We start from the raw sequence: 22537 nt of genomic DNA on the forward strand, positions 1-22537 counted from the left end.
TGCACCCCTTTGCAATCCGCCTGCGGCGCCGCACGTCAGGAAATCTCCTACCGAGGTCGGGTCGCGATGGTGCCTGCAGGGGGCTATACTCCTGGTTCCTAAGCGTTCCGCCCTTCCCTTCACCCCTCATTCGAGCCCCTGCCCCATGAGTTTGTTCTCCGCCGTCGAAATGGCACCCCGCGACCCCATCCTTGGCCTGAACGAGGCCTATAACGCCGATTCCCGTCCGCACAAGGTCAATCTGGGCGTGGGGGTCTACTACGACGAGCAGGGCCGCATTCCGCTGTTGCGCGCCGTGGCCGAGGCCGAGCAGCAGCGCGTGGCCGCCCAGGCACCGCGTGGCTACCTGCCCATCGAGGGCATCACCGCCTATGACCAGGCCGTCCAGCACCTGCTGTTCGGCGCCGAGTCGAGCCTGGTGCGCGAAGGCCGTGCCATCACCGTGCAGGCCGTTGGCGGCACCGGTGCGCTGAAGATCGGCGCCGACTTCCTCAAGCGGCTGCTGCCGGATACCGTGGTCGCCATCAGTGACCCGAGCTGGGAAAACCACCGCGCGCTGTTCGAGGGCGCCGGCTTTCCCGTGCAGAACTATCGCTACTACGACGCTGCCAGCAACGGCCTGAATCGCGCAGGTTTCCTGGCCGATCTCCAGGCGCTGCCGGAGCGCTCGGTGGTGGTGCTGCACGCCTGCTGCCACAACCCCACCGGCGTCGATCTGCAGCCGGCCGACTGGCAGGCGGTGCTGGACGTGGTCAAGGCGCGCAACCTGGTGCCCTTCCTCGACATCGCCTACCAGGGCTTTGGCGACGGCATCGAGGAAGACGCCCAGGCGGTACGCCTGTTCGCCGACTCCGGCCTGACCTTCCTGGTCTCCAGCTCCTTCTCCAAATCCTTCTCGCTGTACGGTGAGCGGGTCGGCGCCCTGACCCTGGTCAGCGAGAGCCGCGAGGAAAGCGCCCGGGTGCTGTCCCAGGTCAAGCGGGTGATCCGCACCAACTACTCCAACCCGCCGACCCATGGCGCCACCATCGTCGCCAGCGTGCTGAGCAATCCCGAGCTGCGCGCCCTGTGGGAAGCCGAACTGGGCGAGATGCGCCAGCGCATCCGCACCATGCGCAACGCCCTGGTGGAAGGCCTGGCCGCGGCTGGCGCCACTCGCGACTTCGCCTTCGTCAACGCGCAGCGCGGCATGTTCTCCTACTCCGGCCTCACCGCCGAGCAGGTCGAGCGGCTGAAAAGCGAATTCGGCATCTATGCGGTCAGCACCGGACGCATCTGCGTGGCGGCGTTGAACGAGCGTAATCTGCCACCGACCGTCCAGGCCATCGCCGCCGTCCTGAAGGGCTAAGACGGCACTTCCGGCAGCGTCTTTTCAGGGCGCTGCCAAGGCTTGACTTCCCGTTATCTATCAGTAAGATACGCTCCGTTGTTCCGCGATAGCTCAGTCGGTAGAGCAAATGACTGTTAATCATTGGGTCCCTGGTTCGAGTCCAGGTCGCGGAGCCAAAATCTGAAAAGCCCGTAGCGGGTGACCGCTACGGGCTTTTTCATGGGCGCAACTTACCTGTTACCGGCCCCTGCAAAGGGTCTAGGCATAGCGCCCCTGGCGCCCGGGCGGCGGGCAACTGCGGTGCAACGCCTCCAGATCCCAGGGCTTGGGCAGAAAGGTCGCTCGTGCCGCGCGAGCGGGATTGTCGTCGCAATAGCCCGAGGTGATGACGATGGGCAGATTGGCCTGCCGCCCACGGGCCTGCAGTGCCAAGTCGACGCCGCTCAGGATTCCCGGCATGCGCACATCGGTGAAGAGCAGATCCAGCTGCGGCTGCTCGTCCTGCAGAAAGGCACAGGCCGCATCGGCGCTGCCGAAGGCATGCACCTGATAACCCCAGCCCTCGAACAGCTCCTGCAGCAGATCCAATAGGACGGGCTCATCTTCGGCGACCAATACGCGCTGGCGATTCATGAGCGAATCCTGTGATGGTTAAAGACGTAATCGTTTGACCATAACGTTTCGCTGCCGTCCTGACTTGTACGACCAAGGGCACTCTGTACAAGAAAAAACCCTCGTCCCGCCCAGAGCCAGCCATTTCGTTCGGGAAGGTGCAGGCCTTGTACAGGAAATCGCCGTCGAGCCGGACAGAGCCACCTTTGGTGCCACCATCCGCCCAAGCGAGACGGCTTTGCGTTAAGCTTGCGCCGCCGCCGTCTACCCCGCAGGTCAGAGCCTTGGATCCGTCGTCTCGTCGTCACTGGATCAGCGATCTCAGCAGCAGGATCCGCGCTCGCCCGGCACTGGCCTACAGCCTCGCCTTGCTGGCATTCGCCCTGGCCCTGGCGGCACGCTTCGCCCTGGTGGACGTCCTGATGCAGGGCTTTCCCTACCTGACCTTCTTTCCCGCCGTCATCCTGACCGCCTTCTTCTGCGGCAGCCGCGCCGGCACCCTCTGCGCCGTGCTGTCCGGACTGGCCGCCTGGTACTTCTTCATTCCGCCGGGCTGGACCTTCGACGTAGGGCCCCAGGGTGCCCTGGCCCTGGCCTTCTATGTGGTCATCGTCAGCGTCGACATCGTGCTGATCCATTACATGCACACAGCCAGCGCCCGGCTGCGCGCCGAACAGCAGGTGATCCACGACCTCTACAACGTCCAGACGACAATGTTCCAGGAGTTGCAGCACCGGGTCGCCAACAACATCCAGTTCATCGCCTCGCTGCTCATGCTGCAGCAACTCAAGTTGCCCGGCGACAGCCAGGCGTCCCAGGCCCTGGAAGAAGCCCGTTCGCGGCTGGAGAGCATCTCGCGCATCCACCGGCGCCTGCACGACCCCGCCGATGCCGATCAGCCAGTGGCCCATCACCTGCAGTTGCTGACCAGTGATCTGCTGGCCGCCGCGGGCCAGGCCAATGTCTCCTGCGCCATCACCGCCGAACCGCTCAATTTCGACCTGCCCCGCCTGACCACCCTGTCGATGCTGGTGGCGGAGGTGGTGACCAATTCCCTCAAGCACGCCTTCGACGCCGGCCAGCGTGGCCTGATCAGCATCAGCCTGCAGCGCGGCGACGATCAGCGACTGCTGTTGCGGATCGCCGACAACGGTCGGGGCATGCCGCCGCAATTCAATCCGCGTACCAGCCAGCGCCTGGGCTTCAAGATCATCAAGAGCCTGGCCGAACAGCTCGGTGGCGAGGCGCACTACCGCAACGACCACGGTACCGTGGTCGAGGTACAGCTGGCAGCCTAGGGCATGGCCCCCACCCGCGCCGGGCTAAAACCCTATACAATGCGCGGCTTTTCCAGCCAGGTGCCCCGCCATGACCGCTTTGCCACCCTGTCCCCTCTGCGCATCCGAATACACCTACGCCGATGGCGATCAGCTGATCTGCCCGGAATGCGCCCATGAATGGACGCCCGGGGACGTCGGTACCGCGGCTGAAGCCAAGGTGATCCGCGATGCGGTCGGCAATCCCCTGCAGGACGGCGATACCGTCAGCGTGATCAAGGACCTCAAGGTCAAGGGCTCGTCGCTGGTGGTCAAGGTCGGCACCAAGGTCAAGAACATCCGCCTGGTCGACGGCGATCACGACATCGACTGCAAGATCGATGGCATAGGTGCGATGAAGCTCAAATCCGAGTTCGTCAAAAAGGTCTGATCGTCGTGCCGGGGTGTTCCCTGGCGGAGCGATGCCCTACCCTTGAGGCTCTTTCCCTCCTGCCAAGGACTCTCCATGTCTCAGCGCTTCATCCGCTCGGCCCTGTTCCTCGCGCCCCTGCTGCTCGCCGGCCAGGCCTTCGCCCAGTCGGCGCCTGCCAACGCCCAGGAACCTCAGCCGTCAGTCACGGAGAAGTATGGCGACTGGCAGGTGATCTGCCGCATCGCCCGCAACGCGGACCGCTCCGCGCAGCTGTGCGCCATCACCCAGCAGAAGGACAGCGCCAAGGGCCAGCGCATGCTGGTCACCGAGTTGCGCCCCAATCGGGAAGGTGTGGACGGCATCCTGGTGCTGCCCTTTGGCGTGGCGGTGACCAAGCCGATCTCGCTGCAGATCGACAAGCGCAGCCTGGAGAATCGGCCCTTCCACACCTGCATCCCCCAGGGCTGCGTGGTGCCGGTGGAATTCGTCGGTGACGTCTTCAAGCAGCTGCAGCGCGGCGGTCGCCTGACCGTGACCACTCCGGTCGCCAATGGCGAGACCGCCAGCGAAAGCCTGTCGCTCAAGGGTTTCTCCAAGGCCTATGACCGCGCCAAGGAACTGACCAAGCCGCTGTAAGGACCGCTAGTCTGGCAAGGGCGCTGCCGGGTGCTGTGCCGTGCCGCTGGCGGCGGCACACTCCACGGCGGCCACCAGCGCCAGGGTACGGGCGGCATCCTCGGCGCTGACCAGGGGAGCCTCCTCTCCCCGCGCGACCCGCACGAAGTGCTCCAGCTGCAGACGCAAGGCCTCGTCCGGGGCCGCGGCCCGCACCTCCATAGCAAGCGGCTGGTGCCAGCCGGCGCCCGGCTCGGCATAGCGCCAGAGGCGCAGCTGCGGCACGCTCAGGGCGCCTTCGGTGCCGGCGAAGAGGTAGCAGGACTGGTCCGGCTGGTGGGGATAGACCGGATTCTCGCCACTGGTGAGCTCCCAGCTCCAAGGCGCGACGGCGCCGTCACTGGCGGTGAGACTGCCCAGGGCGCCGCTCTCGAATTGCAGGTTGATCACGGCGCTGTCGGCATTGGCGTAGCCGCGCAGGGCGTTGTCGGCGAAGGCCTGGACCTGGCGCACCTCACCGCAGAGATGACGCAGCAGGTCGAGGTCGTGGATCAGATTGGTGAGCAGCATCCCGGCCCCCGCTTCGCGGCGCCAGGCACTCTCGAAATAGCTCTCAGGCTTCTGCAGTTGCCACAGCGCGGTGACGGTGACCAGGCGACCAAGCGCGCCCTGGCGCAACAATTCATGAGCCCTGGCGATCAGCGGATTGTGGCGACGATGATGCCCGACCAGCAGTGGCACGCGCTGGTCGCGCTGGGCGTGCAGCAGCTGAGCCACCTCTGCTGACGTGGTCCCCACGGGCTTCTCCAGCAGCAGCGGGATGCCCAGATCCAGACAATCCAGGGCGGTGGCCACATGCAGCGCATTGGGATTGGCGACGATCACCGCTTCCGGGCGCACGCTTTCCAGCAGCTGCCGATGATCGCGGAAATGCGGCACGGCCCACTGCGCGGCGAGCTCGGCCGCCCTCGGATCGGGATCGGCCAGGGCGCACAGCCGGGCGCTCGGCACGGCTTGAAGATGATGCAGGTGCTGGCGGCCCATGTTGCCGGCGCCGATGAGGGCGATGCGCAAGGCAGCGACCATGAGAGAACCCCTTGTTGTGGTTGTCGAGGTCGCTCGACTCTAAGGGACGCCCGGTCGAAGGCGCTACTGCACCGGCAGGAAATTGATGAACAGCAGACTCTGGGCGTAGTTGACGCCGATGCGCCGATAGCGCTCGTCGAGCAACTGGGCGAGCAGGTCCAGGCGGGCGACGATCTTGCCGAACTCGGTGGCGAAGCTGAGGTTGCTGCCCTCCTCCGAGATCTCGTTGGCGAACAGCAGCGGTTCGCCCTCGGCGTTCTTGCGCTGGCCGAGCAGCCAGGTGGCTTTCTCGATGTTGCGGGCCGCGTTGTTGACGAAGCGCGCATTCACCACATCGGTGATGTAGAACTCGGTGCGATTGCCGTGGGCCGCGATGATCATGCTGCCGATGGCATAGATGAAGGCGCCGACGCGGTCGCCGCGGTAGTCGTCGCCGAGCACGTAGCTCAGGGCCGCCACGTCCTTGCGTCCGCCCAGCGCAGGCAGGCTGCGCTGCTGCTCGATGGCCATGCGGATCTCGCGCTCGGCGCTGGCGGCATCAGGCAGGCCGGTCTTCTTCCATTCGGCCGGATTGCGCAGGTAGAGCTTGTTCATCAGCCGGTAGAGACTTTGCAGATTGGCCTGCATGGCGAGGGTAGCCATGCGGTCGGAGCTGGTCTGCAGGAATTCGCTGGGGCGGGTCTTGCCGAATTGCCGGGCAATGTCCTGGGCGGACTGGCTGCTACAGCCGGCCAGGCTCGCGAGCAGGAGGCCAATCACACACCCAAGACGGGCGACGGCTGTGAAGGTAAGGGCAGGCATGGGGGCTTCGGCGGCTAAGGGCAGCCGAAGGGTAAGGCCTTCCCTGGCCGGCCTGCTGTGCGGCAGGCCAAGGAATGGGCCTTTTCGAGCCTATTCAAAGGCTCGCGAGCTAGCGACAAACACGGCCTAGGTGGCCCCGCGAAAATGGCTGAGGAAGCGGATCGGACCTGCGCTCGGGTTTACAAGTAGTAAATGAGCATTCCGACCGGGCTGGCGACCCAGGGCATTTTCAACGCCGTTCGACCGACGCGTAGCAGCTTTTGAACAGGCTCAGCCGTTGCTGGGGAAGGCAAACTGCGAAGCCTCCTGGGCCTCGCGTTGCGGCCAGCGCTGGGTAATGGTCTTGCGGCGGGTGTAGAAGCGCACACCGTCCGGGCCGTAGGCGTGAAGGTCGCCGAACAGCGATCTCTTCCAGCCGCCGAAGCTGTGGTAGGCCACCGGCACCGGCAGCGGCACGTTGATGCCGACCATGCCCACCTCGATCTGATCGGCGAACAGCCGCGCCGCTTCGCCGTCGCGGGTGAAGATGCAGGTGCCGTTGCCGTACTCGTGGGCATTGATCAGGGCGATGCCCTCTGCCAGGCTCTTGACCCGCACCACGCAGAGCACCGGACCAAAGATCTCTTCCTTGTAGATGCGCATCTCCGGGGTGACCTGATCGAACAGGCAGCCACCGAGGAAGAAGCCCTCTTCATGATCGGCGACCTTGAGACTGCGGCCGTCCACCACCAGCTTGGCGCCCGCCGCCACGCCATCGACGACATAGCCGGTGACCTTGTCCAGGTGCGCGCCGGTAACCAGCGGGCCCATGTCCAGGCCGCACTGGGTGCCCGGGCCGACCTTGAGCTTCTCGATCTCCGGCACCAGCCGGGCGATCAGGGCATCGGCGACCTGGTCACCGACGCAGACCGCCACCGAGATGGCCATGCAGCGCTCGCCGCAGGAGCCATAGGCAGCACCCATCAGGGCATTGACGGTGTTGCCGAGGTCGGCATCGGGCATGACCACCGCATGGTTCTTGGCGCCGCCCAGGGCCTGGACGCGCTTGCCCTTGGCGGTGCCGCGGGCATAGATGTATTCGGCGATGGGGGTGGAGCCGACAAAGCTCAGCGCCTTGACCTCGGGGCGTCGATCAGACCGTCCACGGCTTCCTTGTCGCCATGTACCACGTTCAACACGCCCTTGGGCAGGCCGGCTTCTTCGAACAGCTGGGCGATGGCCAGGGTGGAACTGGGATCGCGCTCGCTGGGCTTGAGGATGAAGGTGTTGCCGCAGGCGATGGCTAGCGGATACATCCACAGCGGCACCATGGCCGGGAAGTTGAAGGGGGTGATGCCGGCCACCACGCCCAGGGGCTGGAAGTCGGACCAGGTGTCGATGCTCGGACCGGCGTTGCGGTTGTATTCGCCCTTGAGCAACTCGGGTGCCGCGGTGGCGTATTCGACGTTCTCGATGCCGCGACGCAATTCGCCGGCGGCGTCTTCCAGGGTCTTGCCGTGTTCTTCGCTGATCAGCTGCACCAGGCGCTCTTCGTTGCTCTCCAGCAGCTGCTTGAAGCGGAAAAGCACCTGGGCGCGCTTGGCCGGAGGAGTGTTGCGCCAGGCTGGAAAGGCGGCCTGGGCGGCGTCAACGGCCTGCTGCAGAGTGGCCGCATCGGCCAGGGGCACTTCGCGGATGACCGCGCCCGTGGAAGGGTTGTAGACCGGTGCGCGGCGGCTGCCACCGTCGACCAGCTGGCCGCCGATGAGATGTCGAATGGTCATGGGCTGTCTCTTTCACATTGATTGGCGGGGGCTTGGACTGCAAGCACCTGTTCTTTCCGCGGCCTCACACCGGCAATGGCCGATCCGGGTTCCGCTTGAGTTCTATTTCGATGAAAACCACTTCCTCGCTACCGGCATTGACCACATTGTGCTCAGTGCCCAATAGACGGCTATAGCTCTGCCCTGCGACGAGTTGCGCCCGCCGTTCGCCTTGGTCGGTTTCCAACAGCAGCTCGCCCCCGGTCATGGGTACGACGACATAGTCCATGGCATGTCGGTGCCAGCCGGTTTCCGCACCGGGCGCGAAGCGCCACTCGGTCACCAAGACCTGTTCGTTATCGAGCTGAACGGTAGCCGTCGCCGCGGTTCTCTCGCCCATCTCAATCCACCTTGTGCAAGGCGTCACCGACCGCGGCGAAGACGCGATCCAGGTCTTCGATCCTGGCATTGAAGGTAGGTCCGAACTGCAGGGTGTCGCCGCCGAAGCGAACGTAGAAGCCGGCCTTCCACAGGGCGATGCCGGCCTCGAACGGGCGGATTACCGCATCGCCGTCACGCGGGGCGAGCTGCAGGGCACCGGCCAGGCCGCAATTGCGGATGTCCACCACATGCTTGGCGCCCTTGAGGCCATGCAGCGAGGCTTCGAACTTAGGTGCCAGCTCGGCGGCCTGCTGCACCAGATTCTCACGTTCCATGAGTTCCAGCGCCGCCAGACCCGCGGCACAGGCCACCGGATGGGCCGAATAGGTGTAGCCATGGGGAAACTCGACCATGTGCTCAGGCGTGGCCTGGTTCATGAAGGTGTCGTAGATGGCGCTGCTGGCGATCACCGCGCCCAGGGGCACGGCGCCGTTGGTGACCTGCTTGGCCACGTTCATGATATCCGGCGTCACGCCGAAGAATTCGGCGCCGGTGTGGCGGCCCATGCGGCCAAAGGCGGTGATGACCTCGTCGAAGATCAGCAGGATGTCGTGCTGGGTGCAGATCTCGCGCAGGCGCTGCAGATAGCCCACCGGCGGCACGATCACCCCGGCCGAGCCGGACATGGGCTCGACGATGACGGCCGCGATATTGGACGCATCGTGCAGCTCGATCAGCTTGAGCAGCTCGTTGGCCAGCTCGACGCCGCCGGTCTCGGCCATGCCCTTGGTGAAGGCCATGCCCGGTTGCAGGGTATGGGGCAGATGGTCGACGTCCATGAAGGAGCCATACATCTTCCGGTTGCCGCCGATGCCGCCCAGGCTGGTGCCGGCAATGTTGACGCCGTGGTAGCCGCGGGCCCGGCCGATCAGCTTGGTCTTGGCGGGTTGACCCTTGATGCGCCAGTAGGCCCGCGCCAGCTTGACCGAGGTGTCGGCGCTCTCGGAACCCGAGCCGGTGAAGAAGACATGGTCCAGACCCGCCGGGGTCAGCTCGGCCATCTTTTCGGCCAGTTGGAAGGACAGCGGATGGCCGTACTGGAAGCCCGGCGAATAGTCGAGGGTGCCCAGCTGGCGCGCCACGGCCTCCTGGATCTCCTTGCGCGAGTGACCGGCGCCGCAGGTCCAGAGTCCGGAGAGGCTGTCATAGATGCGCCGCCCCTGGTCGTCGATCAGCCAGCTGCCTTCGGCGGCCACCACGATGCGCGGATCCTTCTGAAAGGCGCGATTGGCGGTAAAGGGCATCCAGTGGGCACGCAGGTTGAGCTGGGCGGCGACAGGTGGCGAAACGGTCAGCGGCTGGTTCATGACGGGGCCTCGGGCGGTGACATTGAGCCTGCAGAATGCGCCCAGTCTTGCGTGAGTTAAATGGTTTTTTTCTCGCGTCTATACATCTTGAAACTCACCCAATCATGGGTTCTAACCAGTGAAATCAAAAGAAACTGGCGGGGGAAACGACACCGCTTCATGCAGTCACGGATTGGCTGAAAAGCCCTTCATAGACGCAATTATCCGTGCCAACTCGGCGCCATAGAAATATTTTGAAACCAACAAATTTGATTAGTAATCAATAACTTGCCTGAAACACTTTAAGCTGGCCGCCTGCCACCGTAGTCCCGTGGCGCCGAGGCACCTCGCCTCACCTCTTTTCCCGGCGCGTAGTCCAGCCGGGCGCGGTAGCCTGTCCGCCGTCTCTGCCGCGTAGCCAACCTTCCGCTTTTGCCAACCCGTGCCCCTCTTCCGAGGCAGAGCGCGCGGTTCAGCTATTCCTCAAGGAAACCTCCCCCATGCTGATTCAGCTCAACTGGATCCGCGGCCTGGCGGCCGTTCTCATCGTTTTCCACCACATGACCGTGGGCAGCTACCAGACCACCGAGCACCAGCAGATCGCCCTCAATCTGCTGTCGCTGGAAACCACCTGCATCTTCGTCGCGCTCTCGGGCTTTTTCTTTCGCTACAACCTCGGCAAATACAGCTACCAGGTCTATCTGGGCAAGAAGCTCCAGAACGTCATCCTCCCCTATCTGCTGATCTCGATTCCCGCCGTGCTGCTCTATGTCTCCGGACTCAAGCAGGAACACGAGTGGATCGACATGAACGCCTTCCATGACTGGCCGCCCTTTGCCCAGACGGCGCTGCTGCTGGCCACTGGCGCCCACCTGGGTCCGCTGTGGTTCATTCCGGCGCTGACGCTGATCTTCCTGCTCGCGCCGGCCCTGGAGTGGATCGTCAAGCGTGGCCTGCTACCGGCGGCGACCATGGTCGGCCTGCTGTATTTCCTGGTGTCCGATCGCCCGATCAATGACGCCGATCCGCTGCTGGCGGCCCTGCACTTCCTGCCGATCTACCTCTGCGGCATGCTGGCCTGCGAACAGCGCGAGCGGCTGCAACGGCCCCAGGCGCGTTACTGGCTGCTGGCGGCCCTGCTGCTGCTGAGTGGCGCGGCAGTGCTCGACAGCGCCTTCTACGGGCTGCAGAAACTGGCACTGTGCCTGTTGCTGTTCGCGGTCTTCAGCCAGAAGGTCAAGGCGCCGGGATACGCCGAGAGCCGCCTGACCAAGAGCATGGCCCTGCTGGGCGCCTACAGCTTCGCCATCTACTTCCTGCACGGCTATCTCGCCGGCGCCTATCGCGTGCTGGGTCGCCTGCTTGGTGAGCAGAACTTCGCCCAGTACCTGGGCACCCGCCTGTGCCTGACGCTGATCACCCTGCTCTGCTGCATCGCCGCGGTCTGGGTGGTCAAGCAGGTCACCCGGCAGCGCAGCCGGGTCCTGATCGGCGCCTGAAACCGGTCGCTGGCGCCGCTCCCGACGGCGCCTTATGCTGTCCCGCATTTGCGGTGGCAGCCATGAAGACGACGCGCAAGGCCCTGCTCGCCCAGGTCGGCGATTTCGAGATCCGCCTGCTGCGACTGTTCAAGACGGTGGTGGAATGCGGCAGCTTCACCGCCGCCGAAGGCCGGCTGGGCATCACCCGCTCGGCCATCAGCCTGCACATGAACGACCTGGAAAAACGCCTGGGCATGCGCCTCTGCCAGCGCGGGCGCGCCGGTTTCTCCCTGACCGACGAAGGCCGCGAGGTGCTCAAGGCCAGCCAGTCGCTGTTCGCCGCCCTGGAAGGCTTCCGCAGCGAGGTCAACCAGCTGCACCAGCACCTGCGTGGCGAACTGAACCTGGGCATCATCAACAACCTGGTGACCCAGCCGCGCATGCGCATCACCCATGCCCTGGCCGCGCTCAAGCGCGCCGCGCCGGGGGTGGTGGTCAACATCGGCATGACCCTGCCCGGCGAGATCGAGACCGGCGTGCTCGACGGCCACCTGCACCTGGGCGTGCTGCCGCTGATCAATGCCCTGGCCGGGCTGGACTACCTGCCGCTCTACGAGGAACGCGCCCTGCTCTATTGCAGCCGCAGCCATCCGCTGTTCGCGGTGGCCGACGCGGCGCTGGACGACGCCCTCCTGGCCGCTCAGGACGCCGTCGGCCCCAATCACCTCCTCAACCAGGACGGCCACGAACGCCATGCCGCGCTGAACTGCACGGCACGCGCCTCGGATCGCGAAGGCGTGGCCTTTCTCATCCTCACCGGCTGCTACATCGGCTACCTGCCCGACCACGTCGCCCAGCCCTGGGTAGCCCAGGGTCAGTTGCGCGCCCTGAATCCCGAGCGCTTCCACTTCGACACCACCCTGGCCGCCGTCACCCGCAAGGGCCGGCGACCGAATCTGGTGCTGGAGCGCTTTCTCGAAGCCCTGGCCGAGACCGTCTAGTTGGCGCTGCGGGTCGGGCGGACGACAATCTCGTTGACGTCCACATCGTCCGGCTGCTCGATGGCATAGCGCACCGCGCGGCCGATGGCGTCGGGTTGCAGGGCAATGGCGCGATAGTCGTCCATCATCGCCCGCGCCGCGGGATCGGTGATGGTGGAAGCCAGTTCGCTTTCCACCACACCCGAATGGATGCAGGTGACCCGCAGATCGTCACGCTCCTGGCGCAGTCCCTCGGAGATCGCCCGCACCGCGTGCTTGGTGGCGCAATAGACCGCCGCCGTGGGTACCACCGACAGGGCACCGATGGAGCCCAGGTTGATGATGTGCCCGGCGCCACGGGCGGTGAATTCCGGCAGCACCGCGGCGATGCCGTTGAGCACGCCCTTGATGTTGACGTCGACCATCTGCATCCATTCTTCGGTCCTGAGCGAGGCCATGGGCGACAGCGGCATGATCCCGGCGTTGTTGACGATGACGTCCACCCGGCCCCAGCGCTCGCGAGCCGCCTGGGCGAAGGCGACCACGTCGGCGCTGTCGGTGACGTCCAGCCGGCGGCAGGCGGCTTCGCCACCCGCGGCGTTGATCTCGGCCGCCAGGGCCTCCAGCCGTTCGCTGCGGCGCGCGCCGAGCAGCAGCTTGCAGCCGGCCGCGCCCAGTTCGCGCGCGATGCCCGCGCCTATGCCACTGGAGGCGCCGGTAATGAGTACGACCTTGTCGATAGCCATGAAGTGTTCCTCTCGAATGGGGTGGTTTGCCTGGACGGCCTGCTGGCCGGCTGCGTGCCCTTCCGGTACTGCGACCTTCCAGGCTTGCCACCACCTTAGCGAAGGCTCATTGTCGTGATAATTCCCCCGCTCCTGACTGCCATGGTTAGCCAGACTCACCAATGCACACCGATCTGAATCTGCTCAAGGTCTTCGTCGTGGTGGCCACGGCGGAGAATTTCCGAGTGGCGGCTGATCGCCTGGGCGTCAGCCGCTCCGCGGTCAGCCAGGCCATCCGCCGCCTGGAAGACGAACTGGGCAGCTCGCTGGTGCAGCGCACCACCCGCAGCGTGCGCCTGACCGAGGCTGGCGAACGCCTGCAGCGGCAGATCGCCGGGCCCCTGGCCGGTCTGCTCGGCGCCCTGGAAGACGCCAGTCACGCCGGCCCGCCGCGCGGATTGTTGCGGGTCGCGGCCACCTCCATCGCCGAGCGCTTTCTCGATGGGCCGCTGCTGGCCAGCTTCGTCGAGGCCTATCCGGAGGTGACCCTGGACATCACCGTCACCGACGAGGAATTCGATATCGTCGCGCGTGGTTTCGATGCCGGCGTACGGCTGGGCGAGGTGATCGAGCAGGACATGATTGCCATTCCGGTGACCGGACCGCAGCGCGAAGTGGCGGTGGCGACCCCGGGCTATTTCGCCCGTCATGGCCGACCCCGGCACCCGCGCGAACTGGCGGGCCACCGTTGCATCGGCTGGCGCCCGGCCCCGGAGGTGGCGCCCTGGCGCTGGGAATTCAGCGAGAACGGTCGCGCCTTCGATGTGGCCGTCGCGCCGCGGATCACCACCAACGACATGCTGCTGATGGTGCGCGCCGCCCTGGCCGGAGGCGGCATCACCTTTGGCATGGAGGACACCTTCCGCCCCTATCTGGCGGGGGGTGAACTGGAGCGGGTGCTGGAAGACTATCTGCCGCCCTTTCCTGGCTTCTACCTCTACTATCCGAACCGCCACAACCTGGCGCCCAAGCTGCGGGCGCTGGTGGAGCATGTGCGGGGGTATCGGGAGGAGAAGGAGGGGTAGCCGGGTTGGGGCGGCCCTCACCCCGGCCCTCTCCCGGAGGGAGAGGGAGCGCCCGCCTGACCCCGCGTAGCGTGGAAAACGGCAAAGCCTTTTCCACCTGGTGCGAAGGCAGGTCCTGTTGGGCCTTGGCGATGGAGCCGCCTCAACCCAACCTAGGCATCCTGTAGGTTGGACTGAGGGCAAGCGAAGCCCAACATCGACCGACCGATATCAGCTTTCCAGAATCCACCGATTGATGGCCTGGGCCAGGCCATCTTCCTGGTTACTGGCCGTTACCCGGTCAGCCGCTTCCCGTACCCCTGCGCCGGCCTGGCCCATGGCGATGGCCAGGCCAGCCTGGCGGAACATGGGCACGTCATTGCTGCCATCGCCGATAGCCGCCGTGCGCGCCACCGGTACGCCCGCGGCCTGGGCCAGTTCGATCAGGGCATCGCCCTTGTTGGCCTTGGGATGGGTGATGTCGAGGTAATAGAGCTGGGAGCGCAGCACCGTGGCGCCCTCCCCCAGCTGCTCGCCCAACTCGCCTTCCAGGGCTTCGAGGCCGGCATGATCGCTACCGGCGGCGACGATCTTGTCGACCCGATCCAGATAGGGTTCGAAGGATTTCACCACAGTCGGCCCATACCCCAGCGCCCGAGTCTCACGCGGAACGTAGGCACCCTGTCCATCGCGCGTCAGCCAGAGGTCATCGGCGAACAGCCAGACCTCGAAGGCTTCATTGTCCAGCCGCTCCAGCACCTGGCGCGTCACCGGCTCCGCCAGGCGATGGGCGCGGATCAGGGTACCGTCCGCCTCCACCAGATTGCCGCCGTTGAAACCGGCCACCGCCTGATGAATGCCCAGTTGTCGTACCAGCGGCAGCAGCGCCCGCGGTGGGCGGCTGCTGACCAGGGTAATGGCCTTGCCGGCCGCCTGCAGCCGCTTGACGGCGGCGATCACCGCCTCGCTCAGGCTCTTGTCGTCGCGCACCAGGGTGCCGTCGATATCCGACACCAGCAGGTCGATGGGGATCAGGTCAGCGGATGCCATGAGCGGCCGTCCTTCTGCAGGAGTTCATCGGCACCGGCGGGACCGGCACTGCCCGCGGCGTAGCTTTCCACCGCGCCGCCCTGTTGCCAGGCGTCGAGGATGGGTTGCACGGCGCGCCAGCCGTTCTCGATGTTGTCGGCGCGCTGGAACAGGGTCTGGTCGCCGATCAGGGAATCGTAGATCAGGGTTTCGTAGCCGGTGGAGGGCTGCATCTCGAAGAAGTCGCTGTAGGCGAAGCCCATGCGGATGTTTTCCAGCTCCACCAGCGGTCCCGGCCGCTTGGCATGGAAATCGAACCACATGCCTTCGTCGGGCTGGATCTGGATGATCAGGTAATTGGGCCGCATCCGGTCGATCTTGGTGTCGCGAAACTGGGCGTAGGGCGCGTGCTTGAAACAGATGGCGATCTCGGTATCGCGCGCGGTCAGGCGCTTGCCGGTACGCAGGTAGAAGGGCACACCCGCCCAGCGCCAGTTGTCGACGAACAGCTTGAGCGCCACGTAGGTCTCGGTCTGGCTTTGCGGATCGACCCGCTCTTCCTCGCGATAGCCTTTGACGGGCTTGTCGTTCATCGTCCCGGCGGCGTACTGGCCACGCACCGAATTGGCCAGGGCCTCTTCGGTGGTCTGGGGGCGGATGGCGCCGACCACCTTGGCCTTCTCGTCACGCACCGAGGTGGCATTGAAGGACGCCGGCGGCTCCATGGCGACCATGGCCAGCAGCTGGAACAGGTGGTTGGGCACCATGTCCCTCAGGGTGCCGGTCTTCTCGTAGAAATCGCCCCGCGACTCCACGCCCACGGTCTCGGCCGCCGTGATCTGCACATGGTCGATGTAGTGGTTGTTCCAGAACGACTCGAACAGCGCGTTGGAAAACCGGCTGACCAGGATGTTCTGCACCGTCTCCTTGCCCAGGTAGTGGTCGATCCGATAGATCTGCTTTTCGTCCATGTTCGCCAGCAGGCGCTGGTTGAGCGCCTGGGCACTGGCCAGGTCGGCGCCAAAGGGCTTTTCCACCACCAGTCGGCGATAGGCGTCTTCGCGCTCTTCCAGCAGGCCGGCCTTGCCCAGACGCTCGGCGACGTCGCCAAAGAAGCGCGCGGCGGTGGCCAGGTAGAAGACGGCATTGTCGGTGTCGGCCTGGGCGATGCGCTCGCCTACCGCCTGATAGGTGGCGTCTTCGAGGAAGTCACCCTGCAGATAGCGGATGCGCCCGCGCAACTGACCCCAGAGATCGGCATCCAGCGCCTCGTCCCGGGACTTGCCCTTGGCTTCGGCCTGGTCGCGGATGAAGGCTTCCAGCCGATCGGCGAAACCTTCGTCGGTGTTGGGATTGTGGTCGACGCCGATGATCTGGGTGCGGTCGTCGAGCAGGCCGTCACGCAGCAGGTTGTACAGCGAGGGGATCAGCAGTCGCTTGACCAGATCGCCATTGGCGCCGAACAGAAAGAGCGTGGCGGGCGGCGCGGTGGGCGCCTTGGTGCAGGAGCGGCGCTCCTGGGCGGCGGTGCTGGGGGTAACGGCAGGAGAATCGGTCATGACAGGGCCTTATCCACGAGGGCGGCTGATGCCGTCCCCCGGGACGCGGCCCGTGGCCGCTCCACAGGGGAACGGCCAGGGTTTTATTGCGGGATTTCGACGTGGCCGCCAAAGCCGAAGCGCATGGCCGACAGCAGCTTGTCGGCGTAGGTGGCTTGCTGGCGAGAACGGAAGCGCGCATAGAGGGCAGCGGACAGGACGTTGACCGGCACCGCCTCCTCGATGGCCGCCTCGATGGTCCAGCGGCCTTCGCCGCTGTCGGCCACCGAACCGGAGAACTTCTCCAGCTCGACGTCGCCGGCCAGGGCCTGGGCGGTCAGGTCCAGCAGCCAGGAGGACACCACGCTGCCACGGCGCCAGACTTCGGCGATGTCGGCCAGGTCCAGGTCGAAACGCTCGTCTTCCGGCAGCTTGTCGCTGTTCTTCATCTTGAGGATGTCGAAGCCCTCGGCGTAGGCCTGCATCAGGCCGTACTCGATGCCGTTGTGCACCATCTTGACGAAGTGACCCGAACCGGCCGGACCGGTGAAGATGAAGCCGCGCTCGGCACGCTCGTCCGGGGCGTTGCGGCCACGGGTCCGTTCGATGCTGCCGTAGCCGGGAGCCAGGGCCTCGAAGATGGGCTCCAGGCGCTCCACAGCCGCGGACTTGCCGCCGATCATCATGCAGTAGCCGCGCTCCAGGCCCCAGACGCCACCAGAGGTACCGACGTCGACATAGTCGATGCCCTTCTCGGCCAGGGTCTTGGCGCGACGGATGTCGTCCTTGTAGTAGGTGTTGCCGCCATCGATGATGACGTCACCGGGAGCCAGGCGGTCGGCCAGCTCGGCGATGGTCTGTTCGGTCGGCGCGCCCGCCGGCAGCATGACCCAGATGGCCCGCGGCTGTGCCAGGGCGGCGATGACGCCATCCAGGCTATCGGCGGTGATGGCGCCTTCCTTGCCGAGGCCGGCCACGGTTTCGGCACTGCGGTCATAGACCGCGACTTCATGCCCATGCTTCATCAAACGCCGTGCGATGTTGCCGCCCATGCGGCCCAGTCCGATGATTCCCAATTGCATGCTGATGACTCCTTGAGGTCAGGCGACCGCCGCCTCGACCAGTTCGACGATTTGTTGCAGGCCGGCGTCGATGTCGCCGCCCTTGATATGCACGCGCAGATAGCGCCGTCCCCGCTCGGCCAGCACCTCGAGGTCGCCTTTGGCCTGGGCGGCCTCGACGACACCAAAGCTCAGACTCCGCCCTGGAATCTGCAGGTCGTTCTGGGCATCGGCGGTAATCTGGATGAACACACCCGAGTTGGGACCGCCCTTGTAGGCCTGTCCGGTGGAGTGCAGGAAACGGGGGCCGAAGCCGCCGACGGTCGCTACGCGCTTGCTGTCGCGAATGCTATCACGCATGGCGCCCAAGGCCTCCTCGTGCACGGCATTGCGCTCGAGATAGGCCAGCACGGCGAGATAGTCGCCGGGCTGCAGGCGTGCCAGGTGCGCCTTGATCGCCGCGCGGGCGGTGTCCTGCCCCTGCAGGTCGGCATCGCCGAACAGTGTCAGCGTGCCCTCCTCCAGCAGCGGCTCATCACCGGCCAGACGACCCTCGCGCTCGTAGCCATCGGTAAGGGCACGGGTCTTGATCTTGCTAGCTTCCACATCCGGCTGGTCGAAGGGATTGATACCGATGACGGCACCTGCCACTTCGGTGGCCACCTCCCAGCGGAAGAATTCCTGGCCGATCAATTCGGCGCGCGCCAGACGGATGTCCACCACCGGATGCCCGGCGGCGGCCAGGGCCTGCAGGCGACTGTCGCGCTCGGCGTCTTCCTCGCCGGCCAGCACCAAGCTGACGAACACCCGGTCCCTGCCGTAGACGCCTGGCTCGCCGAGGGGCTCCAGGTCCACCGGGATGATGCCCTTGCCCTGCTTGCCGGTGCTCTCGGCGAGCAGCTGCTCCAGCCAGGCGCCCAGACTGGCGACACCCGGTGAAGCGATCAGAGTGACCTTGTCGCGTCCGGCACGCACCGCCTCGCCCAGGACCACGCCCAGGCGAATGCCGGGATTGATGGCAGGGGGCGCACTGGGGCTGCAGGCCAGTACCATGGGCTGGGTCACCTGGAAGAAGTCGGCTACCGAGTGGCCAAGCAGCGCCAGGGGCACCATGCCGAACACCGACAGCACCGAGTAGCGCCCGCCGATATGGGGATCGCCCTGGAAGATGGCGCGGTAGCCTTTGGCCGTGGCACTGGCTTCAAGCTTGGAACCCGGATCGGTGATGGCGACGAAGCGCCGCCGCACCTCTTCCGCCCCCAGCGCCTGCTCGACGGCCTTGTGGAAGTAGGCCCGCAGGATTTCCGGCTCCAGGGTCGAGCCGGATTTGCTCGATACCAGGAACAGCGTCTTGCGCAGGTCCAACTGTTCTTCCAACGCGGCGATTTGCGCCGGGTCGGTGGAATCCAGCACCTTTAGGGTGAGTCCGCCCGTGGCGGTACCCAGGGTATTGGCCAGCACTTCCGGGCCCAGGCTCGAACCACCCATGCCCAGTAGCACCACGGTATCCAGGCTTTCCTTGCGAACGGCCTCGGTCAAGACCCCGAGGGCAACCGGATCGGCCTGACGCCCCTGGGCCGCGGCCAGCCAGCCGACCCACTGGTCTTCGTCACGACCGGTCCAGAGCGAGGCGTCGCCCTGCCAGAGCCGGCGCGACCAGCCTTCACGCCGCGCCTCATCCAGGCGGGCCTCGACGGCTTCATTCAGATCGTCTGGCAGACGATAGTCCGCGGCATTCAGGCGCTCGCCAAGAAACTCGAGACGCTTCTGCCCGACCGCGCCCAACAGGGCATCGGCGGCATCTTCGAATTGCCGGGCGCCGTCCTTGACCAGCCGCTTGGCCACGCCATCGAGATCCAGCCCGAAACGGACGGTCGCATCCACCACCCGCTGCGCGGCGTCGATAGCGGTGCTCAGCATGGGGGCTGCCGTGCCATGGTCGCGGAAGGCGTCCATGGTCTTCGGCGGCATGGTGTTGACGGTGTCCGGGCCGATCAGTTGATCGACATACAGGGTATCGGGATAGGCGGGATCCTTGGACCCGGTGGAGGCCCACAGCAGACGCTGCGGATGAGCGCCCTTAGCTGCCAGCACCTTCCAGCGTGGCGACTGGATGAGACGCAGGTAATCCTGATAGGCCAGCTTGGCGTTGGCGATGGCGACCTTGCCGCGCAGCTCGGTCAGTTCGCCGTCGTTACCCTTGCGCTCGTCGATCAGCTTGTCCAGCACGCCGTCGACCCGGCTGATGAAGAAGCTGGCGACACTGGCGAGCCGACTGATGTCCTTGCCCTGATGCAGCCGGGCTTCCAGACCCGCGATATAGGCCTCCGCTACCGCCATGTAGGCATTGCGATCGAACAGCAGGGTCACGTTGACGTTGATCCCCTCCTCGATCAGCTTGCGGATGGCCACCGCCCCTTCGGGCGTGCCGGGCACCTTGACCATGAGGTTGGGCCGATTCACCGCCTGCCAGAGGCGGCGCGCCTCGTCCAGGGTGGCACGGGTATCCAGCGCCAGATAGGGCGAAACTTCCAGGCTCACATAACCATCGCGTCCTTCAAGCCGGTCATAGACCGGCCGCAGGATGTCGGCCGCCTGCTGGATGTCCTCGATGGCCAGATGCTCGTAGACATCCACCGGCTCGGCATCGGCCCGTTCCAGGAAGGCCTTGAGGCTGGCATCGTAGTCGCTGCCGTGGCCCATGGCCTTCTCGAAGATCGAGGGGTTGGAGGTGACGCCCGTCAGGCCGTCACGCTCGATCAGCTTTTGCAGCTCACCCTTGGCGAGGAACTCGCGGCTGACGAAGTCGAGCCAGACCGCCTGGCCCTGCTCCGTCAGCTGTTTGAGTGGATTGCTCATGTGGCGCTCCCTTTGCGTTGCGCCTGTTCCTTGGCCAGCTTGACCACGTTTTCCACGGTGTAGCCGTATTTCGCCTGCAGCTTGCCGATGGGCGCGGAGGCACCAAAGGTGCTCATGGTCACCGAGGCACCCTTGCGACCGATGTAGCGCTCCCACCCCAGGGGACCGGCCTGCTCGATGGCAACGCGGCCCAGGACCTCGTCCGGCAGCACCGACTGCTTGTAGGCCTCGTCCTGCTCCTCGAACAGCTCCCAGCAGGGCATGGAGACGACGCGTGCCTTCACCCCTTCGCCCTGGAGCTGCTCATAGGCCTGCATCGCCAGGCCCAGTTCGCTGCCGGTGGCCATGAGGATCACCTGGGGCTTGACGCCTTCGGCATCGGCCACCACATAGGCACCCTGGGCGACGCCCTCGGCGCTGGCGTACTTGGCGCGATCCAGAGTCGGCAGCGGTTGCCGCGACAGCACCATGCAGGAGGGTCGATTGGTCTGCTGCAGCGCGATCTTCCAGGCTTGCACCGTTTCATTGGCATCGCCCGGACGCAGGGTCAGCAGACCCGGCGTGGCGCGCAGCTGCGCCAGGTGCTCGATGGGCTGGTGAGTGGGGCCATCTTCGCCGACGCCGATGGAGTCGTGGGTGAAGACGAATACCACCGGCAATTCCATGATGGACGCCAGGCGGATCGGCGGCTTCATGTAGTCGCTGAACACCAGGAAGGTGGCAGTGAAGCTGCGCAGGTAGCAGAGCGCCATGCCGTTGGCGATGGAGCCCATAGCGTGCTCGCGGATGCCGAAGTGCATGTTGCGCCCCGACGGCTCACGGGCGGAGAAGCTGCCCGCGCCATCGAACTTGAGATTGGTCTTGGTGGACGGCGCCAGATCCGCCGCCCCGCCCACCAACCAGGGAATGTTCTGGGCAAAGGCATTGAGCGCCTTGCCACCGGACTCGCGGGACGCCACACCCTTGGCATCGGTATCGAAGCTGGGCAGCTTGGCGTCCCACCCTTCCGGCATCTCACCGGCGCGCATGCGCTGGATTTCATCGGCGCGGGTCGGATCGTCCTGACGCAGGCGATCGAAGGCACGGTTCCAGTCTTCGTACAGACCGCTGGCACGTTCCAGCAGGGCGTCGCGCAGGTGGTGACGGGCGTCGTCGGGCACCAAGAAGTCGGCATCCTCGGGCCAGCCATAGGCCTTCTTCGCCAGCTTGATCTCGTCCGCACCCAGGGGCTCGCCGTGGGCTGCCGCGGTGTTCTGCTTGTTGGGTGCGCCGTAGCCGATGAGGCTGTCGACCACGATCAGGGTCGGTTTGCCGGTGTTGCCCTTGAAGCGATGCAGGGCAGCGGCCAGGGCTTCGGCGTCATTGGCATCCTTGACGTGCAGGGTATGCCAGCCATAGCCGCGGAAGCGCTCGGCCACGTCCTCGCTGAAGGCCAGCTCGGTGTGGCCTTCGATGCTGATGGTGTTGTTGTCGTAAATCCAGCAGAGGTTGTCCAGCCCCAGGTGACCGGCCATGGAGGCCGCCTCGCCGGTGACGCCTTCCATCATGTCGCCATCGCCGCAGAGCACATAGACGTCATAGTCGAACAGGGTCACACCCGGCTGGTTGAAACGGGCGGCCAGCCACTTCTGGGCCAGCGCCATGCCGACGCTGTTGCCGCAGCCCTGCCCTAGCGGACCGGTGGTGGTCTCGATGCCGGTGGTCATGCGGTACTCGGGATGACCCGGGGTCTTGGAATCCAGCTGGCGGAATTGCTTGATGTCGTCGAGGCTGACCGCTTCCTTGCCGGTGGCGGTGCCGTGCTCGTCGATTTCCTTGACGCCCGCCAGGTGCAGCAGCGAATAGAGCAGCATGGAGGCATGGCCGACCGACAGCACGAAGCGGTCGCGGTTGGGCCAGTCCGGATGCTCGGGGTGATAGCGGAGGAAGCGGCTCCACAGCGTGTGGCCGACCGGGGCCAGGGCCATTGGCGTACCGGGGTGCCCGGAGTTGGCCTTCTGCACTGCGTCCATGGACAGGGTACGGATGGTATTGATGACGAGCTGGTCGGCGTTGGAGCTGGAAGGTGCGGTGGAACCCATGGCAAGCGTCCTCGTGCTGGCAGGCGCGCCACCCGCGGCGAAAACGGCAAACACCGTCCGTGAAACCGTTTTCAGCAAAGGCGGCGCCTAAGAGAAGAAAGCAAAGCGGCCGGACAG

Annotated in this window: 18 protein-coding genes, 1 tRNA gene and 1 pseudogene; 8 read left to right on the forward strand and 12 right to left on the reverse strand. The window is 65.5% G+C overall.

Annotation, left to right across the window (positions count from 1 at the left end; translation table 11 throughout):
• Nucleotides 1-145 precede the first annotated feature (145 nt).
• Nucleotides 146-1348: an amino acid aminotransferase gene (locus BGI51_RS23160; protein WP_187979898.1), complete on the forward strand. Its 1203-nt coding sequence runs from the start codon at nt 146-148 to the stop codon at nt 1346-1348.
• Between the two features lie 82 nt (nt 1349-1430).
• Nucleotides 1431-1506 (forward strand) — tRNA-Asn (locus BGI51_RS23165).
• A gap of 82 nt (nt 1507-1588) precedes the next feature.
• On the opposite strand, the gene BGI51_RS23170 is transcribed toward BGI51_RS23165, so the two are convergent.
• Nucleotides 1589-1963 (reverse strand): response regulator, encoded by a 375-nt coding sequence (locus tag BGI51_RS23170; protein ID WP_187979899.1) that lies wholly within the window; start codon nt 1961-1963, stop codon nt 1589-1591.
• 263 nt (nt 1964-2226) lie between these two features.
• On the opposite strand from BGI51_RS23170, the gene BGI51_RS23175 reads away from it, so the two are divergent.
• The 3 genes from BGI51_RS23175 (at nt 2227) to BGI51_RS23185 (ending at nt 4267) form a co-directional block, all read left to right on the forward strand.
• Nucleotides 2227-3240, forward strand: a complete 1014-nt coding sequence (locus tag BGI51_RS23175) for a sensor histidine kinase (protein ID WP_252977173.1) — start codon at nt 2227-2229, stop codon at nt 3238-3240.
• Nucleotides 3241-3310: 70 nt separating this feature from the next.
• Complete coding sequence (locus BGI51_RS23180) at nt 3311-3649, forward strand: zinc ribbon domain-containing protein YjdM (protein WP_158894478.1); 339 nt, start codon at nt 3311-3313, stop codon at nt 3647-3649.
• A 75-nt stretch (nt 3650-3724) separates the two neighbouring features.
• Entirely contained in the window at nt 3725-4267 is a 543-nt protein-coding gene (locus BGI51_RS23185) for an invasion associated locus B family protein (RefSeq protein ID WP_187979900.1), read from the forward strand.
• Between the two features lie 6 nt (nt 4268-4273).
• Here BGI51_RS23185 and BGI51_RS23190 read toward each other — a convergent pair whose 3' ends face one another.
• The 5 genes and pseudogenes from BGI51_RS23190 to BGI51_RS23210 form a co-directional block, all read right to left on the reverse strand.
• Nucleotides 4274-5332, reverse strand: coding sequence for a Gfo/Idh/MocA family protein (locus BGI51_RS23190; RefSeq protein WP_187979901.1), 1059 nt, complete (start codon nt 5330-5332; stop codon nt 4274-4276).
• A 63-nt stretch (nt 5333-5395) separates the two neighbouring features.
• Nucleotides 5396-6133, reverse strand: coding sequence for a hypothetical protein (locus BGI51_RS23195; RefSeq protein WP_187979902.1), 738 nt, complete (start codon nt 6131-6133; stop codon nt 5396-5398).
• 270 nt (nt 6134-6403) lie between these two features.
• Nucleotides 6404-7896, reverse strand: a pseudogene (locus tag BGI51_RS23200) (CoA-acylating methylmalonate-semialdehyde dehydrogenase).
• Nucleotides 7897-7960: 64 nt separating this feature from the next.
• Nucleotides 7961-8275 (reverse strand): cupin domain-containing protein, encoded by a 315-nt coding sequence (locus BGI51_RS23205; RefSeq protein ID WP_187979903.1) that lies wholly within the window; start codon nt 8273-8275, stop codon nt 7961-7963.
• A 1-nt stretch (nt 8276) separates the two neighbouring features.
• Complete coding sequence (locus BGI51_RS23210; RefSeq protein WP_187979904.1) at nt 8277-9623, reverse strand: aspartate aminotransferase family protein; 1347 nt, start codon at nt 9621-9623, stop codon at nt 8277-8279.
• A gap of 479 nt (nt 9624-10102) precedes the next feature.
• Between BGI51_RS23210 and BGI51_RS23215 the strand changes: the two genes are divergently transcribed.
• Nucleotides 10103-11101, forward strand: a complete 999-nt coding sequence (locus tag BGI51_RS23215; protein ID WP_187979905.1) for an acyltransferase family protein — start codon at nt 10103-10105, stop codon at nt 11099-11101.
• Between the two features lie 62 nt (nt 11102-11163).
• Nucleotides 11164-12084: a LysR family transcriptional regulator gene (locus tag BGI51_RS23220; protein ID WP_133862425.1), complete on the forward strand. Its 921-nt coding sequence runs from the start codon at nt 11164-11166 to the stop codon at nt 12082-12084.
• Here the strand turns inward: BGI51_RS23220 and BGI51_RS23225 are convergent.
• Nucleotides 12081-12809: an SDR family oxidoreductase gene (locus BGI51_RS23225; protein WP_187979906.1), complete on the reverse strand. Its 729-nt coding sequence runs from the start codon at nt 12807-12809 to the stop codon at nt 12081-12083. The genes BGI51_RS23220 and BGI51_RS23225 overlap by 4 nt on opposite strands.
• A 161-nt stretch (nt 12810-12970) precedes the next feature.
• Between BGI51_RS23225 and BGI51_RS23230 the strand changes: the two genes are divergently transcribed.
• On the forward strand, nt 12971-13873 hold the full coding sequence (locus BGI51_RS23230) for a LysR family transcriptional regulator (RefSeq protein ID WP_187979907.1): 903 nt from the start codon (nt 12971-12973) through the stop codon (nt 13871-13873).
• 210 nt (nt 13874-14083) lie between these two features.
• Here BGI51_RS23230 and BGI51_RS23235 read toward each other — a convergent pair whose 3' ends face one another.
• The 5 genes from BGI51_RS23235 to tkt all read right to left on the reverse strand — a co-directional run bounded on the left by BGI51_RS23235 (nt 14084) and on the right by tkt (nt 22420).
• Nucleotides 14084-14902, reverse strand: coding sequence for an HAD family hydrolase (locus BGI51_RS23235; protein ID WP_187979908.1), 819 nt, complete (start codon nt 14900-14902; stop codon nt 14084-14086).
• Nucleotides 14884-16440 (reverse strand): glucose-6-phosphate dehydrogenase, encoded by a 1557-nt coding sequence (gene zwf / locus BGI51_RS23240; protein WP_187979909.1) that lies wholly within the window; start codon nt 16438-16440, stop codon nt 14884-14886. The genes BGI51_RS23235 and zwf overlap by 19 nt, the downstream gene beginning before the upstream one ends.
• Nucleotides 16441-16523: 83 nt before the next feature.
• Complete coding sequence (gene gnd / locus BGI51_RS23245; protein ID WP_187979910.1) at nt 16524-17501, reverse strand: phosphogluconate dehydrogenase (NAD(+)-dependent, decarboxylating); 978 nt, start codon at nt 17499-17501, stop codon at nt 16524-16526.
• An 18-nt stretch (nt 17502-17519) separates the two neighbouring features.
• A complete protein-coding gene (locus tag BGI51_RS23250) occupies nt 17520-20339 on the reverse strand; it encodes a bifunctional transaldolase/phosoglucose isomerase (protein ID WP_187979911.1) in 2820 nt (939 codons plus the stop codon).
• Nucleotides 20336-22420 (reverse strand): transketolase, encoded by a 2085-nt coding sequence (gene tkt / locus BGI51_RS23255; RefSeq protein ID WP_187979912.1) that lies wholly within the window; start codon nt 22418-22420, stop codon nt 20336-20338. The genes BGI51_RS23250 and tkt overlap by 4 nt, the downstream gene beginning before the upstream one ends.
• Nucleotides 22421-22537: the final 117 nt, after the last annotated feature.

This window comes from Pseudomonas oryzihabitans, from assembly GCF_014522265.1.
GTDB classification, from domain to species: Bacteria; Pseudomonadota; Gammaproteobacteria; order Pseudomonadales; family Pseudomonadaceae; genus Chryseomonas; species Chryseomonas aestiva.